This is a genomic window from Hahella sp. CCB-MM4 (assembly GCF_002260525.1).
In the GTDB taxonomy this organism is placed as follows: Bacteria; Pseudomonadota; Gammaproteobacteria; order Pseudomonadales; family Oleiphilaceae; genus Hahella.
Window position 1 is genome coordinate 1 of the sequence record NZ_MRYI01000017.1, and the last position, 18,744, is coordinate 18,744.

9 protein-coding genes are annotated in these 18,744 nt (G+C 49.6%); 4 read left to right on the forward strand and 5 right to left on the reverse strand.

Going from position 1 to position 18,744, the window contains the following annotated elements:
- Window positions 1-262 precede the first annotated feature (262 nt).
- The gene (locus BTA51_RS22750; protein WP_094711390.1) at window positions 263-472 is read left to right on the forward strand and encodes a hypothetical protein; all 210 of its coding nucleotides are present in this window, start codon (window positions 263-265) and stop codon (window positions 470-472) included.
- 410 nt (window positions 473-882) lie between these two features.
- Here BTA51_RS22750 and BTA51_RS22755 read toward each other — a convergent pair whose 3' ends face one another.
- The 5 genes from BTA51_RS22755 to BTA51_RS22775 all read right to left on the reverse strand — a co-directional run bounded on the left by BTA51_RS22755 (window position 883) and on the right by BTA51_RS22775 (window position 15,270).
- Window positions 883-1,257, reverse strand: coding sequence for a hypothetical protein (locus BTA51_RS22755; RefSeq protein ID WP_094711391.1), 375 nt, complete (start codon window positions 1,255-1,257; stop codon window positions 883-885).
- A gap of 9 nt (window positions 1,258-1,266) precedes the next feature.
- Window positions 1,267-10,800 carry a tandem-95 repeat protein gene (locus BTA51_RS22760; RefSeq protein WP_094711392.1) on the reverse strand — a complete coding sequence of 3,178 codons (9,534 nt, stop codon included), beginning with the start codon at window positions 10,798-10,800 and terminating at the stop codon, window positions 1,267-1,269.
- A gap of 235 nt (window positions 10,801-11,035) precedes the next feature.
- Window positions 11,036-13,906, reverse strand: coding sequence for an RNA polymerase-associated protein RapA (rapA, locus tag BTA51_RS22765; protein ID WP_094711393.1), 2,871 nt, complete (start codon window positions 13,904-13,906; stop codon window positions 11,036-11,038).
- Between the two features lie 248 nt (window positions 13,907-14,154).
- Window positions 14,155-14,811 (reverse strand): hypothetical protein, encoded by a 657-nt coding sequence (locus BTA51_RS22770; protein ID WP_094711394.1) that lies wholly within the window; start codon window positions 14,809-14,811, stop codon window positions 14,155-14,157.
- A 132-nt stretch (window positions 14,812-14,943) separates the two neighbouring features.
- On the reverse strand, window positions 14,944-15,270 hold the full coding sequence (locus tag BTA51_RS22775) for a YkgJ family cysteine cluster protein (protein ID WP_094711395.1): 327 nt from the start codon (window positions 15,268-15,270) through the stop codon (window positions 14,944-14,946).
- Window positions 15,271-15,577: 307 nt separating this feature from the next.
- Between BTA51_RS22775 and BTA51_RS22780 the strand changes: the two genes are divergently transcribed.
- The 3 genes from BTA51_RS22780 to BTA51_RS22790 all read left to right on the forward strand — a co-directional run bounded on the left by BTA51_RS22780 (window position 15,578) and on the right by BTA51_RS22790 (window position 18,693).
- Window positions 15,578-16,186, forward strand: coding sequence for a YigZ family protein (locus BTA51_RS22780; RefSeq protein ID WP_094711396.1), 609 nt, complete (start codon window positions 15,578-15,580; stop codon window positions 16,184-16,186).
- Window positions 16,187-16,325: 139 nt separating this feature from the next.
- Window positions 16,326-17,075 carry a M48 family metallopeptidase gene (locus BTA51_RS22785; protein WP_094711397.1) on the forward strand — a complete coding sequence of 250 codons (750 nt, stop codon included), beginning with the start codon at window positions 16,326-16,328 and terminating at the stop codon, window positions 17,073-17,075.
- A 139-nt stretch (window positions 17,076-17,214) separates the two neighbouring features.
- Window positions 17,215-18,693, forward strand: a complete 1,479-nt coding sequence (locus tag BTA51_RS22790) for a 3-oxoacyl-ACP reductase (protein WP_094711398.1) — start codon at window positions 17,215-17,217, stop codon at window positions 18,691-18,693.
- The last annotated feature ends 51 nt before the right edge of the window (window positions 18,694-18,744 follow it).

An 18,744-nucleotide genomic window follows, 5' to 3' on the forward strand; every position in this document is an offset into this window, starting at 1 on the left:
GGTTGTCTGGTCAAAGCAATTGCTTCACGCTTGAACTCTGGACTATATTTTTTGCGTTTGCTCATAAACACTCCTTTGGCACATTGTGCCTCTTTTTAGAAGTGTCCGCAGTCACGGGGTAGAACCCCTTCCATGGGAACTCAGGTCAATGTCGCCCATTTCAAAAGTAGAGCTACTATAGAGCTGTACCAGGATGATCCAACGGGTGATAATCAACGAAATTCTCTAAAAAACGGCGCTCTGGTGACGAAGGAGAAAAACGATGTCGAAAGAATTAACTGAACTTACCATGGAAGAAATGCTGAATGAATGCATTCGCGTCAGAGCAGAATATCGACAAGAGACCCTTGATAAACTAGACAGGCTTCTCTCAGCCATCAGAAAGGGGCGCCCTGCACCAACACAGAATGACGAAGCCCTTTGGGTGTTACACGAAGACGGCCGTACGGTTAAGTATTTGAAATCAAGGTAAAAGAAGAAACCCCCTACCTTCAACTTAGCTTAGCTTAGCCACCTGTGCCGGAATCATTTGCGCAGGCTGCCGGGCAAATCTGCGCAATAGCCAATCACTCTTTAAGGCCATTAACTTATGGCTGTCCCTTTACTTTTGTGAAGGGACAAAGGTCAAACACCGAGTGGGTGAAAAGACGTAGAGGGCGGATCTCATCATGGTCAGGCGCTAAATTGCGTCATACAAAGACCGGATATATGTACGCGACCGGCAATCGTCATTGTCCTTTAAATCGGGGAGGCATCCATGTATGTCCCTTTAATTTCTATAGAGAAAATCCTTTCTCAATGTTGAGATTTGTCAGGCTACAGTAAACGGGGATCAGATCAAAGATCTCTGACCCCATTGATATGCTCCAGGCCTCATATTTCTCACCAGGGAGTATATGTATAACCGCATTCCTTGAAGAACTTCATAGGCTTTTTAATCTCGTTTAACAACGGACAAATCTCTTCTTTTAATACTCCACCCTTAATATAAGACCCCCCTGAACGCCCAATCTGATATTCTAGCTTATAACTTTTACCGTCTATACCGTGAACTTCTAACGCGTCCCACTTACCAGGCTCTTCGCCAGGAAAACTTATACCAACACTGTCGAGTTCACTTTCACATAGATCTATTAATTCAATAATCTCAGAAACATTAAGGTAAAGCTCATTTTTAATCTTGTCATAAGATGGGTGAGAGTCTTCAAAGTATGACTCCCCCCTAAGACAGAAATTTACGTAGTATCCTAACTCCATTATCCCCCCTTATAACTCCAACCCTGTTTTACAAATATTACAGTAATCAATTTCCCTTTGAACTTTAAGATGACCACCCGGCCCCTTAGTTACCCTGTATGCAGGAGTCCAATATATATGTTTAAGTTTAGAGCCTGATCTCAATAATTTATGTGCAGCTCGATATTCAGCACATCGCCCTACAGTATTTGTTGTACCACACGCATTTTCTTGCCCTATTCTTAGTCCAACTAACTGTAGTCTCTTTTTCATAGCAGGAGTACCTTTGGCAAACCCATTAAAAGCTGCTGTGCCTCTACCTCTAGCACTGTCAAATGCACCAACTACGACTACCCGAGGATTAGGGCCGTTTTTCTTGCTGTTTGGCGTTGTAGATACAAGTATTTGAATTTTTAATTCAGCTTCTAGAAGCCCCTTTGCATAACCGCATGCCGTAGGCTTGTTATTCTTTATTTTGCACTTTTTGGCAAGCCTTTTTAGGTAACTCTTAGATTTACTAAGTAATCTTAGTGCCCCCCTACCAAAATTGCCGGTACTTGTAGCAGCCCTTGATAAAAGCGAAGGCGTACGAGCGATGGCGGAACCTGCTAGCCTAGCCATATTTCCGATTCCAGACATTAAAGACCCTATCGAAAAATTACCGGTCGGGTCGGTATACATAACCGGATCAGAGTTCGCGTACATATATTTGTGCAACGTCACCGGATCAGAGTTAACTCCCATCCAAGTATCCATCTGCGTAAACCGCCCAACTCCCTGGTCGTAATACCTCGCCCTTAGGTAATACTGATCCAACCCGGCATCATACTGCTCTCCAGTATACCGATAGTCATTTTCGGTGGTGCCTGTGGAGGCCAGGAGGATTCCGAATGCATCGTATTGGTAGGTGTCAGTCTCAGCACCTGTGGTATCTGTCAAAGAACGAACGGAGCCAAGTCCATCATAGACATAGTAGCTCTGGTTGCCGTTTCTTGCCTGGCTTAGCAGGTCATCGCCGTAGACGTAGCTGACCTGCTTGGTGCCATTAGTGATTTCCTGCAGAACCTGGGCGTAATCCCGGTTACTGTCCACCACATAATTTGTGCTTAAAGCACCATCTGTTTTCTGAGTACGGATACCATCTACGTTGTATCCGTAGGTGGTCCTGTTTCCACCCTGTGTTGCGGCAGTCAGTTGGTTCTTCGCGTTGTAGGTGTAAGTTTTGGAAACGCCATCTTCGGTTTCGGTCAAGGTGTTGCCGTTAGCATCGTAGCGATAGCTGACACCTCCCTGTTGGGTCAGACGGTCATTATCGTCATAGCTATAGGCGGTGTGCACCCCGTCGATAATGCTGTAGGTACGGTTCCCGACCTTGTCGTACTGGTATTCCGCCAAATAGTTACCGTTGATCGGATCAGTGATCTGATCTTTGGTCAAGCGATAGAGATCGTCATAGGTATAGGTCGAAGTTCTGCCGGTGTGCAGCTCCTCGATCTGTGTCCTTCTTCCAGTAATGTGTAAGGTATACCGGTAGTCTGTAATGATGTTGTCCAGACTATCTATAGTCGTCAGCCGGGTTAAGCGATTCAGGTTGTCGTACTCGTAAGAGGTGGCCTGATTGTTCGCAAGACTGACGGTTTCCCGGTTACCTACGGCGTCATAGATATACAAGGTTCTGCCACCAGTCGGATCGATGACTGTGGTCAGACGATTCAGCTCGTCATACAGATAAGTAGTGGTCTCAGTGGCACCGTTCGCGGTGACGGTGGTTTCGGTCTTATTCCCAGCCTTGTCATAGTCGTAACCCAATTCCACACCGCTTGGCTGCACTTCCTGAACCAGGCGGTTCATGCGGTCATAGGCGTAGGTGGTGGTTCCCTGACTGTTGGACGCTTCTATCCGGTTACCCAGACCATCATATTTAAAGTTATCCACTTCGCCATCTGCATAATCGATACGGATCACCCGATTATTGATGTCATAGCTGTATGTCGTCACCTGACCGTTAAAGTCAGTGTGAGTCAACACATTACCGCTGACATCGTATGAGAAGGACTCCACCTGCCCCATCGGCAGGGTCCGGGTCAGTACCCGGCCCATACTGTCATAGGTCCAGCGGGTGGTTCTGCCTTCAGCATCGGTCTGGGTCAGCTTATTGCCCACTTCATCGTAGCTGTAGGTGGTTGCCTGCCCCAGCACATCAGTGACCTTGGTCAGACGTCCGACAGCATCGTAGCTGTACTGAGTGGTTTTACCCGCCTGATCCGTGCTGCTGATCCGGCGACCCAGCGCATCAAAAGCCTCTTGAGTGAAGGAGCCATCGTCATAGATCGTCTTCACCCGTTGATCCAATGAGTTGTACTCATAGGTTGTGGTATGACCGTTGGCATCAGTTTCGCTGATCAGGTTACCATCTTCGTCATAAGCGAAGCTGTGGCGCTGGTTCAGGGCATCGACTACTGCAGTCCTGCGGCCAGCTGCATCATACTCATAACCAGTAGTATGGCCGTTGGCATCGGTCTCGGTCGCAACACGGCCTGCCTCGTCATAGGTCATACTGGTGAACGAGCCATCGGCAAAATCGGTTCGGGTTACCCGATTGAGCTTGTCGTAGGTGTAGCTTGTGACCCGTCCCAAACGATCTGTTTCGGTCAGTACATTGCCTTCAGCGTCATAGGTTTTACTTTCGAAAGAACCATCCGGATAACGTGTTTCATTCACTCGGCCATAGACGTCATAGTCCATTTCTGTACGACGACCCCAAGCATCCTCTGTCGCTATCTGGTTACCGGCAGCGTCATATTCCGTGGTGGTCGTACTGCCATCAGCATAGCGCATCTCGACAACACGATTACGCGCATCGTACACGTAGGTCGTTGTCTCAGACTGCTGGACTCCATCGACGGTTCTGCTCTGGGTTTCCGTCAGCACATTGCCGTTGTCATCATAGGTGTAGGAAGTCACTGCCCTCAGAGGATTGGTTTCGGTAAGTTTGTTGCCATCCTCATCGTAGGTGTAAAGCGTGGTGTAACCGGCAACATCCTTGGTTTTACCCACCAACCCTTCGAAGTTAAGAATGTTCTCAGCCTGATTTCCATGTGGGTCAGTCACGGTCATGAGATTGCCCACCCCATCATAGGTGTTAGTGTAGACATTCCCGCGAGCGTCACTAATGGTCAGCTCTTGACCGCGGGTGTTATAGGTGAAACTCACCGTGTTACCCAATTCATCGGTCTGGCTCAGTTGATTGCCACGATCATCGTAAGTAGATGAAGTCACATGCCCCAACGGATCAGTCTGGCTCAGCTGATTGCCACGATCATCGTAGGTGTAGCTCCAGGTTTGACCCTCTGCATCCACTTTGCTGGTAACGTCTCCACGGTCGTTGTAATAGTAGAACGTGGTGTTGCCGTTGCGATCCGTAACAACGGACTGTCGCCCTTCGATATTGTGATCAAACTCCGTCCGGTTGCCATCGCTGTCTTCCTGAGCAATCAGGCGGCCATCGTCATCATAAATATTGCGGACTATGGTTCTTCCCAGCGGATCGATAATATCCTGCAGACCATGGTTCCGGTTGTAGGTGTAGGTTGTCTCCTCTCCCAGAGTGTCTGCACTGGCTGTTAGGTTACCATTCTCGTCTTGGGTGTAGGTCAGCACACTTCCTTTAGGATCGGTAATGCTGGTGATCTTTCCTTCACTGTTGCGGTTAAAGGTTACTGCCTTGCCACTGGAGTGGAAAATACCGTCATAGGTATAGGTCAGCGTATAGCCGTTAGGATCAACCACCTTCTCAATACCTACCCCTTGCTTGAGGTAGTATTTATAACCAGCCTGGGTGGTTAGCAAATAACGCTCAGGATTAACGGGTCCTGAAAACTCGCCAGTTTCAAGCAACTGACCATTTTCATAGTGAGCGTGTTGGTTATCCAAAGCCTCCAATGTGGATTGCGTATCCCCCACCGGATTGAATTTGAGATCCACATCCAGGATGGCTGAATAAGTACTACATTGCGGTGTGGCGGCTACTTCAAATCGTTCTACATCTCCATCCGGCAAGGTGACAGTCACCACTGGGGCACCCAGAGGTTCCACACAGAAGTCCAGAATCAGACCGGACGGCCCGCGCTTATACTGATTCAAAGCCCAATAGGTTCCTAGAGTACGAGATTCTTCAACCTTCACATCCTGATAGCTGAGACTCCAACCATAGCCAAAGTCCAGGTCTTCCGAACGACGACGGCTGTCGTAGGTACGGGTCACCCGGATAGGAATACCGGCCATCGGGATATTGAGATCTTCCAACGTGATGCTGAAATTGCCGACTTTGAGATCGCCCTCAACAGAGATCACTGTGCTATCGGTTGATATCAAGCCATTCACGTCCTCAGCATACAAAGCAACATCATATTGCCCGTTCATCATCAGACTGGGATCGAGAGTGGCAAGAACAGCATCAGTGACTGCCTGGTAGCCTTCGGCAATGACCTGCCAGGATTGCTGTCCTCTTGGAGACACTAATACCCGGTAAAGAGCCAGGTTTTCATCCTGTACAGATCCAATAATCTCGATTGGTGCTGTAACCTGCATACCGTATTCAGGCGATGTAATGTCAGCGAAAGGTGCACTGGTATCAGCAGGATCACGCACACTGAAGCGCGTTGAGTCCATCACAGTTTCAACACCATCCGTGACTGCTGCTTCAACAATATGAACACCGCTGTCTGGAGAGGTTATCTCTGCATGACCAAAACTATCCACCGCCACTTCCTGATTGTCGACCAATAGCAGCATGGTTCTCGCACCCTGCCCGCCGCTGGCCAGAATATCGATGGAAACGATTTCGTCTGCATTTACGATTGCAGGATCAACTGTAACGTTAACGGACAAAGGTACAGGTTCGCTGGTCACATTGATGCTGTAGCTCAACAACGTCTTACCAAAACCATCATCGGCATATAGAGTTACATCCTGAATACCCAATTGGCTCGCATCAGGCGTCCAACTCACCAATCCATCGCTGGACAACGTCATTCCTTCCGGCCCATCAACAATGCCGAGAGTAATGTTATCGCCATCCGCATCCGAGGCGTCGATCTGATATTGATATGGATTATCTACTACCGCGGTATACACCGGCGGATTATTGAATTCAGGCAGTTGATTGCTTCCCCTGACTTCAATGGAAAATTCCAGCCTTTCATCCGTGATAAGTTGCGAGTCATAAACCATCACTCCCACTTGATGAGTTCCGATATCCGCTTCACCGGGCTTCCAGTGCAAAGTGAATTTATTAGTACCGGTTATCAATTTCGCGTTGTTCTTAAACCGCTTGGGTCCCTTAGATACCCGGGCAGTAACTCGGTCATCGTTATAGGTCGAGCTGAACGGGACGTCGTTCTCCACATCGATGACATAGTCATAGGCTTGGCCAACCACAACCCCTGTCGGGGGATTATTCGAAAGAATCTTGGGCGATACATTAGGAGCAACGTCCACACTGAATGTCTGAGTGGAAACACCGCCACGGTAATCCCTGACATTCAATTCAAAATCCTGCTGACCAGCTTTCTTTGGTGTCCAGATGAACGTGTCTTTCGAACCTGCTTTTAAAGTATAAGCTTCATCTGCCCCCTGGATCATGGTCAGCTCATAGGAATCACCATCGATATCCTGTAAACCGACGACAGTCCGGAGACCACTTTTATCGAGGTAATACTGGTTATACAGATAAGGAACACCAACGACTGCGGTAGAAGTAGGTTCGGCATGAAGAAACTCAGGAGGTGTGTTAAATGCCTGATATTCGGATAACCGGTACGACTGAACAGCAGTAGCGCCCTGCTCATCGCTGACTTCCAGAACGACCAACTGATCCTGAACATTTTGAGGATTTGTCCATTCCACCAGCCCATCATCAGTGATGATCATCCCATCCGGAGCATGGGTCAGGTGATAACTGAGAACCCCGCCTTCAGCGTCCACAGCCTCAACCGCATAGGAATACACTTCACCTGCCAGCCAGGTCAGGCTGGGCAATGAGAGAATTTCAGGAGGCAGATTCTGTTCAGTTGATAACCATTGAACACTATGAGTAGTGTGTTCTGCCCCTGCTTCGACAAATAGCGTTTCTGTTCCCGGCAGAAAGCTTGTGTAGCAGAATTTGCCTCTCCCTGTCTCGTCCGTAAAGACATCGCCGCGCCTTGGGCGTATCTCTTCGGCAGTGAATGTTACTCGAGCACCATTTACCGGTCTAAAGTCTGCATCGTATAAAGTGGCAACAACACATATCTGCTCACCGGCTGAGCTTTCCTGAGGGCCATCAACGACCATCCGCTGAACGTTTCCAGGAAGACTAAAAGCCATGCCACCAAGATGGCCATATGATTCATAATCGTCGTAGCCGTATATGTAGATACCAAATGGAGCATCAGCTTCTATCTTGTGGGAACCAGTAGACACTCTGATTTGTGCATAAGCATATTCGCCCCCTGTAGTTACCACAAAACTCTGCGCATCGACCGGCTGATTGTCGAGAGTCAAGGTGTCGAGTGTTTCGACGGGAGCCAATACGTTGATAAATTGATATCTCAGTTCCCGTGCAGAAGTACTGATATTGTAGCTGGACAAGAACTGCTCGACCGGAGGTACCACCACCATAAAAGGATCAACATAGTTCGCCGGGATAACTCGTTCAGGATCCGTGTTGTCAAAATGATCGGAGTTAGAAAATTGCAGCAACAGCGACGGCTTACTGGTCTTAATGTGCTGGGACTCTGGCGCTACAAACTCTGCATATTGCTGACTGCTCAGTCGATAGCTCAATACGCCATCAATGTAGACTTCTGTGTTTTCATAGGGCGCCACTATACGAAATGTGTCGCCATATTGCCCCGTTTCAGCATTACCACCACGACCATAGAAAGGCACGGTAACAAATGCTGTTCCCAGACTATCCAAAGGCGGCATTTGTTCGACCAGATGATCACAGGCCCGCACGCCGGACGGTACATAAGCACAAGTATGCTCCCCCATGACCACGACTGGTTTGTCCGCATCTATCAATGTGCCGGTTAAGTCGGCCTTTGCGGAACCGGTCGCATCGAGGTTGTAAACATCCCCCGCATTCAGATTAAGTGTCAGGATTTCACCCAACTTGACTTGTTGACCTCCAACAAACATGTCCATCGTCGGTCGGACCTGTATCGCCGTGTTATCCTGCGTCGCCACTAAGCCAATGACCGGTTTCCCGGGGCCATTAAAATAATGTCCCACCACATACCGCCTACCGAGAGCTTCCACCGGCAATGCCAGGAAACTATCTGTCGATTGAGTCGCCTGATTAAGGGCATAAACGACGATATTTTTGTCCGACTCGATATGGATCGCATGCTTTTCCAAAAGCTTATCAACATCGTATCCCCCCACAGACTTAATACTGCTAAGCGGGATGGTATAGGTAGAGATTTCACCAGCCACCAACTCAAGAGATTCGGAAATACCCAGCACCTGCATGTTGATCGTGACGTTAGCATCATGTTCCGGTGACACCATATAGATGTGGAGGTTGCCATCCGTTATGTAGTTGATAGTGGCAGGGAGCCAGAAGTTTTTGCCTTCATGAGTTTGTTGTCCTGCAGCCTCCAGAGGCCTTTTAACCAGGATTTCCAGAGTCGTTACTTCAGATTCTGTTTCACCGTCAAAAGCAACGAACTCAAGGGTTTCCAGGCCATCAAACGTAAAGTCAGGAATGTACGTCAACTGATGGCCTTCCAGGATAACTTCACCGTGCAGAGGTTCACCAACGAGCTTGAACGTCAGTTCGGAGGATTCAACGTCAGATCCCTTTAAGGTCACCGAAACCGGAACCCCGCTTTCAGCTTCCACTGAGAGATTCTCCGCCGTCGGACGATCATTCACCGGTAGTACATTAAGTTCATATACCACCGCCTCTGAATCCAACTCACCGTCCTGGGCGACATATTCGAAACTGTCGGAGCCAAAAAAGTCCTGCACCGGGATGTATTGATACTGTCCCTCCGACTGCACAATAGAGCCATGTTGTGGCGCTGAAACAATTTTGAAACTCAATGAATCATTTTCAACATCGGATCCGGCCAGCGACAGATTAATTGTGCTGTCTTCCATTCCCTCGGCTATCCCGGGTATGGCCACTGGAGGATCATTGACCGGGAGAATATTCAGACTGTAAGTTGCCGACTGGGAATCCAGTTCACCGTCGTTCACCAGGTATTCAAAACTGTCCGATCCAAAATAATCGGGGGCTGGAATATACTGAAAGCCTCCTTCAACCTGCTGTATCGAGCCATGTAACGGTTGAGTCACAACACGAAAGCTCAGCGGAGAACCTTCAACATCAGAGCCAGACAAATTCAGAACGATCGCGGTATCTTCAGCCGCTTCTGAAGTGTGAGCATCGGCAACAGGAGGGTCGTTTATCGGCAGAATATTGAGAGAATAGACAGCAGTTTCCGAATCCAGCTCGCCATCATTTGCCACATAAGTAAACTGGTCAGATCCGAAGTAGTCCTGTTGAGGGATATACTGATATCCATCCGCTGTCTCGATTAAAGTACCGTGCTGAGGCTGGGATACAGGTCTGAACGTCAACGGGTCATTCTCGATATCTGATCCGGAAAAGCTCAGGTCAATCGGGGCATCCTCAGGACCTTCAGCCGTTTGGGAAACCACCACTGGCCGGTCATTTACGGCCCGGATTTCGAAGCTTACTGAGGCAACCTCTGAAAGCTGCTCACCGTCATTAACCTGGAAAGACAGGTTGTCAGATCCATAAAAATCCGCCGCTGGAATGTAGGTTGCCTGAGCGCCATTCAGCTCAATACTTCCATGCAGGGGTGGCTCGATGATGTCATAGCTAAGAGAGTTACCGTCGGCATCTTCCGTCAACAAAGCAAAGTTGACGCTGGCATCTTCGTCCAAAGAAATAGACTGGTCCAACGCCACTGGCCGTGAATTATAACAACGGGTAAATCGCTTAAAGGTAAAAGAAAGATAGCCTTTGCCATTCAGGCGATAGTCCTGAAGCGCCACAACAGCAAAGCGGCCTATCTGGTAATTGAGATGAGCTCCCTTACCGGAATAATTATCCCACACCGGAATGATGATATTGCGCTGCAACAGAGCATCAAGATTTCTCCGAATCGATGCACTGTTCTTAACCCCGGGAGTACCCTGCACCCAATCAGATGCATTGAGTTTCCGGTCATACTGGTTACCAGGGTTCACATAATTCTGGCTGTTTCCTGGAGGAGTCAGGCTATAGGCAACAGTGTTGGCATCTTTACGCCCGTTCCAGCTTAACCAGTTATAGTTTCCAGGACCGGTTCCAAGAGGTATATAGCTGAAGTTCTGCCCTGGTTGCGCGCCTTGTAATAATTGCGAGGAAACCGTGATCGGATACAACGAGCAAAAGTCAGGCTCGATAACAATATCCGGGGTTTCATTAAAGGATTGCGCGCTTACAGAGAAAGAGAGAAGTTGAAGTCCGACGACACCCAAAAGGGTCAGAACTCTTTGCAGCATATCTAACGGCCCTGTAGATTGACCGCCGAATCAATGGCAGCCTGGTGAATTTTAGAGGGCGCAGTATAAAAAATGACTTTTTATTAATAAATTGGAATAAAAGCCCTTTTGCAGTGTTTTGCAAAGGGCTTACAGCGCTGTTACAAAACGCCATGTCACGTTACAGTTTCCTGCCGATCACCTGTATTTTTTATCTCAGTAACCGGCTTAGAAAACTGAACAATTTGATGAGAGATCAGGTCGCCACAGCCACCCGCACGGCTTCCAACTGCAGCTGGGATTTGCGCAGAGCGGTTTCCAGTTTTTCTGCCTGAGCACGTATGTGCTCAACCTCTTCCTGACGTATATTTGGATTTACTTTTGCCAGTGCTTCCATGCGGGCAATCTCCGCGTTGGCCCTGGACTGCATTTCCTTGATGGCACCTTCGATCAGCGCATCCTGTCTCGGCAGGACTTTCTCCTGGGCCTTATCCAGCATGACTTCCAGTTGGTCTCTGGTATGACGTACCAGATCCTGGGCATTACGGCGGGGGACTTTTTCACCAAGTTGATCCAGGTGCTCTACTTGCAAAACATGCCCCAAATCATTGCCAAGGCTGTCTACCACGGCGCGCTCAACCACCTGACCGACAAAACGCTCTACCTGCAAAGCTTTGGGAGCAGGACAACGTAGACGGTAGATGGCTTCAAGCAACAGGGTTCCCGGTTGGATCGGAGGTAGTTTCAGGGTGCAGACGCTGGTATTGCCGAATTCACTTTCCAGGATCATTTCCATGACACCGGTCGTCATCGGATGTTCCCAGGTCAGGTAATGGATATCATCGCGGGCCAGTGCTGTCTGCCTTTCAAAAGTGGCAGTCATGCCATCTTCAGGTAATGCCGGGAAGTGGGCACTATGCATGTGATCTCCAGGGCGGAGAATGATCGCGTCATCGCTTTGCGCTTCATGCTCTACCCCGTAGATATCGAAGATCTTCTCCAGGTAGGACTCCAGGTCATAATCGAACTCATGCCCCTCGATCGCTTCGATGACCTTATTGGCGGTATCCGGATGACAGGAGTTCAGTTCCAGTAATGGGTCCCGTCCCTCCTGCAATGCTTTCACCATAGCATCACTAAACTCGCGAGTTTTGCCTAACAGAGCATTCAACTCATCCTGCTTATGAGTCATCAGGCAATCGTGCAGCTCATCTGCAAATTGCTGGTATACCTTTTGTCCTGCAGCAAACGGACGCTCAAACGCGTGCATACCTTCATGGTACCAACGCAGCAGAACTTCCTGGGCGCTGTTCTCATAATAAGGCACATGGATTTCCACATCGTGCTGCTGCCCAATCCGGTCCAAACGACCAATCCGCTGCTCCAGCAAGTCAGGGTTCAGAGGTAAGTCAAAGAACACCAGGTTCTTGGCAAACTGGAAGTTACGTCCTTCGCTACCGATCTCGGAACACACCAACACCTGGGCGCCTTCGATCTGATCCGCAAAATAGGCGCCCGCCCGGTCTCGTTCCAGCAACGACAAACCTTCATGGAACACTGCTGAACGCACGCCTCCACGCAAATTCAGATGCACTTCAAGATCCATTGCAGTCTCCGCCTGCGCACAGATGATCAGCGTTTTTTCTGTTCGGCGTGATTTCAGCCAGTCCAGCAGCCAGGGAATGCGCGAATCCTGGGCAATCCAGTCGGCTCCCAGAGCTCTTTCAGGCTGCAAAAACGTCATGACATCGTCTGAGGTAAATGAGGCGTATGCCTCGGGAGCTTCCAAAGGCCAAGAGGTTAATTGACGATCTGGAAACCCTCGGACGGCATGGCGCGTATTACGGAATAACACCCGCCCGGTTCCGTGACGATCCAGCAGCGATTTGACGGCCTTGAAGATAATCTCCCGGGTATCCTCACCTTCTGCGTCCTTGAGCTCTTGAAGCAAGGCGCTCAAAGCCTCTTCTCCAATGGTCTCTCTTAATTGTTCCTGCAATTCCGCAGACTGTTGAAGTGTGGATGCACCGGACTCTGACATCAGTTGCTGGATCAGGTGGTTGATCGGTGCATAACCCTCCTCTTCTTCCTGGAATTTTTCCAGGTCCGGATAGCGGTCCGGATCCAACAAACGAAGACGGGCGAAGTGGCTTTCCACACCCAGTTGTTCCGGCGTGGCTGTCAGGAGTAACAAACCAGCGCTCTTTCGGGCAATTGCTTCAATTCGGTCATAGGCGGGACTGGAGGCTTCCGGTGTCCACTCCAGGTGATGCGCCTCATCCACCACCAGCATATCCCAGGCAGCTTCTTCGGCCTGCGCGAAGCGGGTTTCACTATATTCCAGCAAGTCCAGACTGCAGATTATGCACTGAGCGGACTCGAAGGGGTTCTGGCCGTCATTCGATTCTTCCAGCGCCTCGCAGCGATCCTCATCCAGAATGGTAAAACTCAGGTTGAAGCGACGTAGCATTTCGACCAGCCACTGGTGGACCAGACTCTCGGGCACGACGATCAGCACCCGGTTTGCACGCCCGGTCAACAATTGCTGGTGAATGACCAATCCTGCCTCGATCGTTTTACCCAGACCGACTTCGTCGGCCAGCAGAACTCGAGGGGCATGTCTCTGCCCAACTTCATTTGCGATATACAACTGGTGAGGTAATAGTTGTACCCGGGGACCCAATAAGCCACGGGCTTGCGACTGTTGCCAGCCCCCCCAGTTTTTCAGTGTCTGGTAGCGCAATTTATAGCGGGAGTGTTTATCCACCTGACCGGCCAGCAGACGGTCTTTGGGGCTGGAAAAATGAACGGCACTGTTCAGCTCCAACTCAGGGAGATTGACCGTTTCACCCAACAAGTCTTCACAGATATAAATGATAAAGCCTTTCAGCTCTTCCACTCCGGTCACACGATAAGGCAGATCATCATGATCAAAAACCTTATCACCTACATGGTAACGAACCCTGCTCAAAGGAGCATTATTGGCAGAATACACCCTTTCCTCCGCCGCCGCGGGAAAGCTGATGGTGACCCGCCGACTTTCATATTTGACGATAATGCCAAGGCCAAGTTCGGGTTCTGTGTTGCTTATCCAACGTTGTCCGGGAATAAATTCTGGAAGACTCAAATTGCGCTCGCTCTTATGCAAATAACATGTTTAGGGTTTTGAAGCCGGCATTTGATGCCGGATAAACCATCACGGTGCGTAGGATAAAAAGGTCATCTTCAAATGACAAATATTCAGCAGAAAATCGTGCAATTTTCTGCTGAATCGGGAGGAGAACAAACAAATTGTCCTATTTGAGAGTGACTGCCATCGCCCCTTAGGCTCATGGCAGCCACTCTAAAGTTTCTGAACTTAAGCCGGCTTTTGCCTTATAGCTGCCGCCAGGTTTGACGGTACGTCTGGCCGGAATAGTTTTGAAATTGCATGACCAGAAAGCTTTCCTGACGTTCCAGCTGCACTGGAATAGCCTGTCCAGTGCGACCAACCGCCGGGCTACCCTCTTCAAACATCAAGTACCATTGTCCCTGCTCCAGATAAAGGTGGCCACTACCGATCATAGACTCATCTAACGCTGCCGACCCTTCCGGATGAATGTCCAGGAACATCTGGTATTGATGTTCATCAAGAGGGAAAAGATCCATGCTGCCGACCAGATCATAATGCTGCTCGCCCAGTGAGAAGACCTCCAGACGAAAAGCACCGGAGGTATTCAATAACCAGGACTCCAACTCTCCCAGAGGAGGCAGGGTTGTACCTGAATATTGGGAGCCGGCAGCAATACCTGCCGCAGGCGCAGGAAGTTGTTCAAGGCCGGCAATCGGATCAACAGCTTTTTGGGGAAGGAAATACATACCCACACCAGCCAATAGAAGCACCACCGTCTGGGGACTGAAGTTGACGTGTACACCTGTGGCCCGGGCTTCACCGGAATTGTTTGCCAGCATACCGCCAAAGAACAAACCGATCCCACTCAACACCAAAGCCACACTGGCGATCATCATCACCGCGGAAAGAGTCGTATCCATAAGTCACTCCTGAATTAGTCTTTCTTATTATTTAAAGAGGAACTCGATACCTATAAATTAGCCCTTTTTGTGACGCAGTTCAAAATATTTTCTGATAAAAATACTCTCTCATGTCAGCAATATTGCGGGGTTTCAGGCGGCCACCGTTGGAATCAGAAGATCGCTTAATCCATGTTTACGCCGGGCACGCAAACAGCTCTCCTCCCCAGCTTCAAATTCCCGGCACGTACTGGAACGTTGTTCGTATATACGACAGCGAATATCTCCTCCAATCTCTCCTTCCAGCGCGACACAGCGGCAATCAGTCTGATTGGTTCCCCTCATTGCCACCAGGGCGGGAGAAATCTGCTCAGTCAGCTCCGGTGGTACTGTACCACCGGCAAACGGATCGGCTTCAGCCCAATAAAAAGACACTCTAAATGTGGCGCAGCAGGCACCACAGGTAATACAGGGGTTCATAACACTCCTTGCTCTACACTCTGAAAAGCAAACACTAAGTGCACAACAACCAGCGCATCTGGGTTGGCGGTCAATACGGTACTGCGGACGCCCCGAACGAACAGGCGGATACTCCTGTTTTCAGGGCTGTGCGGTACAAAACACGAATAAAAGAATCCATTGTCATGAATGAGGCAGGACGCCCCCGACAATGTTGGTGCGCATTATCCCACCAGTTGAGGGTTTTGGGAATATTCACTAGAGCCAGTTTCGACAATTTCCTTTATAATCCGCCGCGCATACACCAGAGCAAGCCCAAAGTTTTCTCATGAGTTATCCGGTTCCCGAAAAATCGCTTGAAACCCTTTACGAAGTCAAAAAGAGTAAGTTCTTCGCTCGTGCAGGATTTGCCCACACCCGTGAAGAAGCCATGGATTTTCTTGAGCAGGTTAAACAGGAGTACCCGGATGCCCGCCATCATTGTTGGGCTTATATTCTCGGCAATCCCTGGTCACCGGCCAGTGTTGCCATGTCGGATGACGGTGAGCCCGGAGGTACTGCAGGCAAACCCATATTGAACGTTCTCCAACATAAAGGGGTTGGAGACATCATGATGGTGGTCACCCGTTACTTTGGTGGTATCAAATTGGGCGCAGGAGGGTTGGTACGGGCCTATTCCTCTTCCGCACAACAAACCATGGAGCAACTCCCCACCATTGAACAGCCCTCGTTGACGCAGGTCTCCATTCAATGCGATTTCAAATACGAACAATTGATCCGTCATTGGGTGGATGAACATCAGGGATTCATAGGTGACGTACAGTATTCGCAGGATGTCACCATGGAAGTACTGCTGCCGGAGCAACACATTACTCCTCTCGCTGAATTTGCCGCCAGCCTTGGGGCATCTCTCACAGCAGACACTGAGAATTCCTGATCCAAAGGTTGTTTTCCCTGCCTTTCCCCTACCTGCGACTTTAATAACCATCGCTTTTGGCATAGTCTTCTATTTTTCTTTTCCTGGTACATTTATGTCCCGGAACCATCGTTTCTAATCTTCAGCGAAGGATACTAATATGCTGCGTCGGCTCATGATTCCCGTCATTGCCTCTACCTTTATTCTGGGCGGTTGCCAGAATGGACAGTACACACAATCAGCACTTGTCATTGGACAGGGCGTTCTCCAGGCCACAACCCTAAGTGAAAGCCAGGTGGTTGAAGCTTCCGCAGCCGCAGCGGCTGAAATGGATAAGAAAAGCAAAATCGCACCAGCCAGCAGCACTTACGCCAAGAGGCTTGCCAATATGACCAAGGGGCAAACCTCCATCAATGGTGTTTCGCTGAACTATAAAGTTTATATTTCCGACCAGATCAATGCTTTTGCGATGGCTGACGGGACCGTCCGGGTGTACTCCGGTTTGATGGATGTGATGCCTGACGACCAGGTGCTTGCAGTCATGCAACATGAAATCGGTCACGTGGCGCTGCGCCACAGCTACAACCAGATGCGGGAGCGCCTGTTGACGGATACCGCTTTTCAGGCGGTAGGATCTGTCGGTGGAACCGTTGGTGAACTAACCCAGTCTCAACTGGGCCAACTCGCCTACGCTGCAGTGAATGCACGTTTCTCACAAAGCGACGAAAACGAAGCGGATGCCTATGCGGTCCGGTCCCTGAAAGGTCTCGGACGCGATCCCTATGCCATGAAACGAGCCATTCAAACGCTGCAGACCAAGGCTGGCGGCGGTGATGGTGGCTTCCTGAGTTCTCACCCCTCCAATGCTGATCGACTGGCCAACATTCAAAAAACCATTGATCGCCTGTAACGCTCTTCAGCCGGCGGTATATCGACCGCCGGCGTGCTAATGATCATAAAAATGACAAACTAGAACGACAAATTAAAAACAACCATAACAACACTTCAGGGTCCGCTTTACCGGACGCACTTTCAGCTGAGTAAATACCATGTCAGATCTATTGCTTACTCTGGCAAATTCGCCAGGAACCTCAAAAATCATCAAAACCATAGGATTACCTACCCCGACCATACTGGCTAGGGAAACCACTGGATTTACAGCTCATCCATTGAAAGATCGCAACACCTTGCTTCTGTCGCCCTCAAAAGGCGGATGCCTGCGCTTTCTGAAAAAAGCGCTGACTGATGCCGGCGCTGCCCCCAAAATCCAGTGGCCTTCTATTACCTCTAAAGACATTACCTCTAAAGACATTACCTCTAAAGACATTACCTCTAATGACATTAACTCTGATGGCACTGCCTCTGATGATATCCGGAAAACTGGGGAGAAAGGGAATCTAGAGGGCAACGAGAATTTTCAGATCGTGATCTTCGATGGGACCGCCATTCAAGACATGACCCAATACCGATTATTGTTTGATAGCTTCCAACCACTCATATCAAAGCTCACACGCAATGCCAGAATACTGGTACTAGCCAGGGAACCGGAGGAAGAACAATCACCTCAGCAGGCAGCACTGGCCAGAGGACTTGAAGGCTTTACCCGCTCCCTGGCGAAGGAAATCGGCAAGAAGGGTTCTACGGCAAATCTCATCTATTTAAGTCAAGGCGCAGAGACGCGGCTGGAAATGCCGATTCGCTTCTTATGCAGTCACCATTCAACTTTTGTTAGCGGACAGGCGCTGCACCTGAGTAATCAGGTCAATCCACCTGAGAGGATCACTTTCTCAGAAACACTTGCCGATAAATTCGCCCTGGTCACGGGAAGTGCCGGCGGTATCGGAGCTGAAACCGCAAAACGACTAGCCCAGGAAGGTGCCAAAGTTATCTGCCTGGATATTCCTGCCGCAGAGGAATCACTCAGTCAGCTGGCGGAAGAAATTAACGGCGTTGCCATCACCTTGGATATCACTCAGCAAGATGCCGCCGACAAACTCGCCGACTTCATCGAACACCATAGTGGTGGCATCGATATCCTGGTGCATAACGCGGGAATTACACGGGACAAGTCACTGGCAAAAATGCCTGAGCACTACTGGGACTCTGTCATAGCAGTCAATCTGGGAGCCATTTTCAATATTGATGAATGCCTGAAGCAAAGAAATCTACTGAATTCCGAAGGTAGAGTGATCTGTCTATCCTCTATCAGCGGCATTGCAGGCAACTTTGGCCAAAGTAACTATGCCGCCACCAAAGCAGCCCTGATAGGCTATGTGAAGGCTCAGGCACCGGTTCAGGCCTCCCGAGGCATCACCTTCAACGCCATCGCACCGGGGTTTATTGAAACCAATATGACCGCCGCCATGCCGGTTCTCACCCGTGAGGCTGGCAGGCGACTCAACGCCCTCTCACAGGGCGGGTTGCCCCATGATGTTGCAGAAGCAATTACGTTTCTGGCCAGCCCAGGCGCTTATGGCATAACCGGTCAAACGCTGCGGGTATGCGGCCTGGGCATCATGGGAGCCTGATTGTTTAACCTGGCAGATTAATTCAAAAAATCGATCATCCAACTTGGCAGC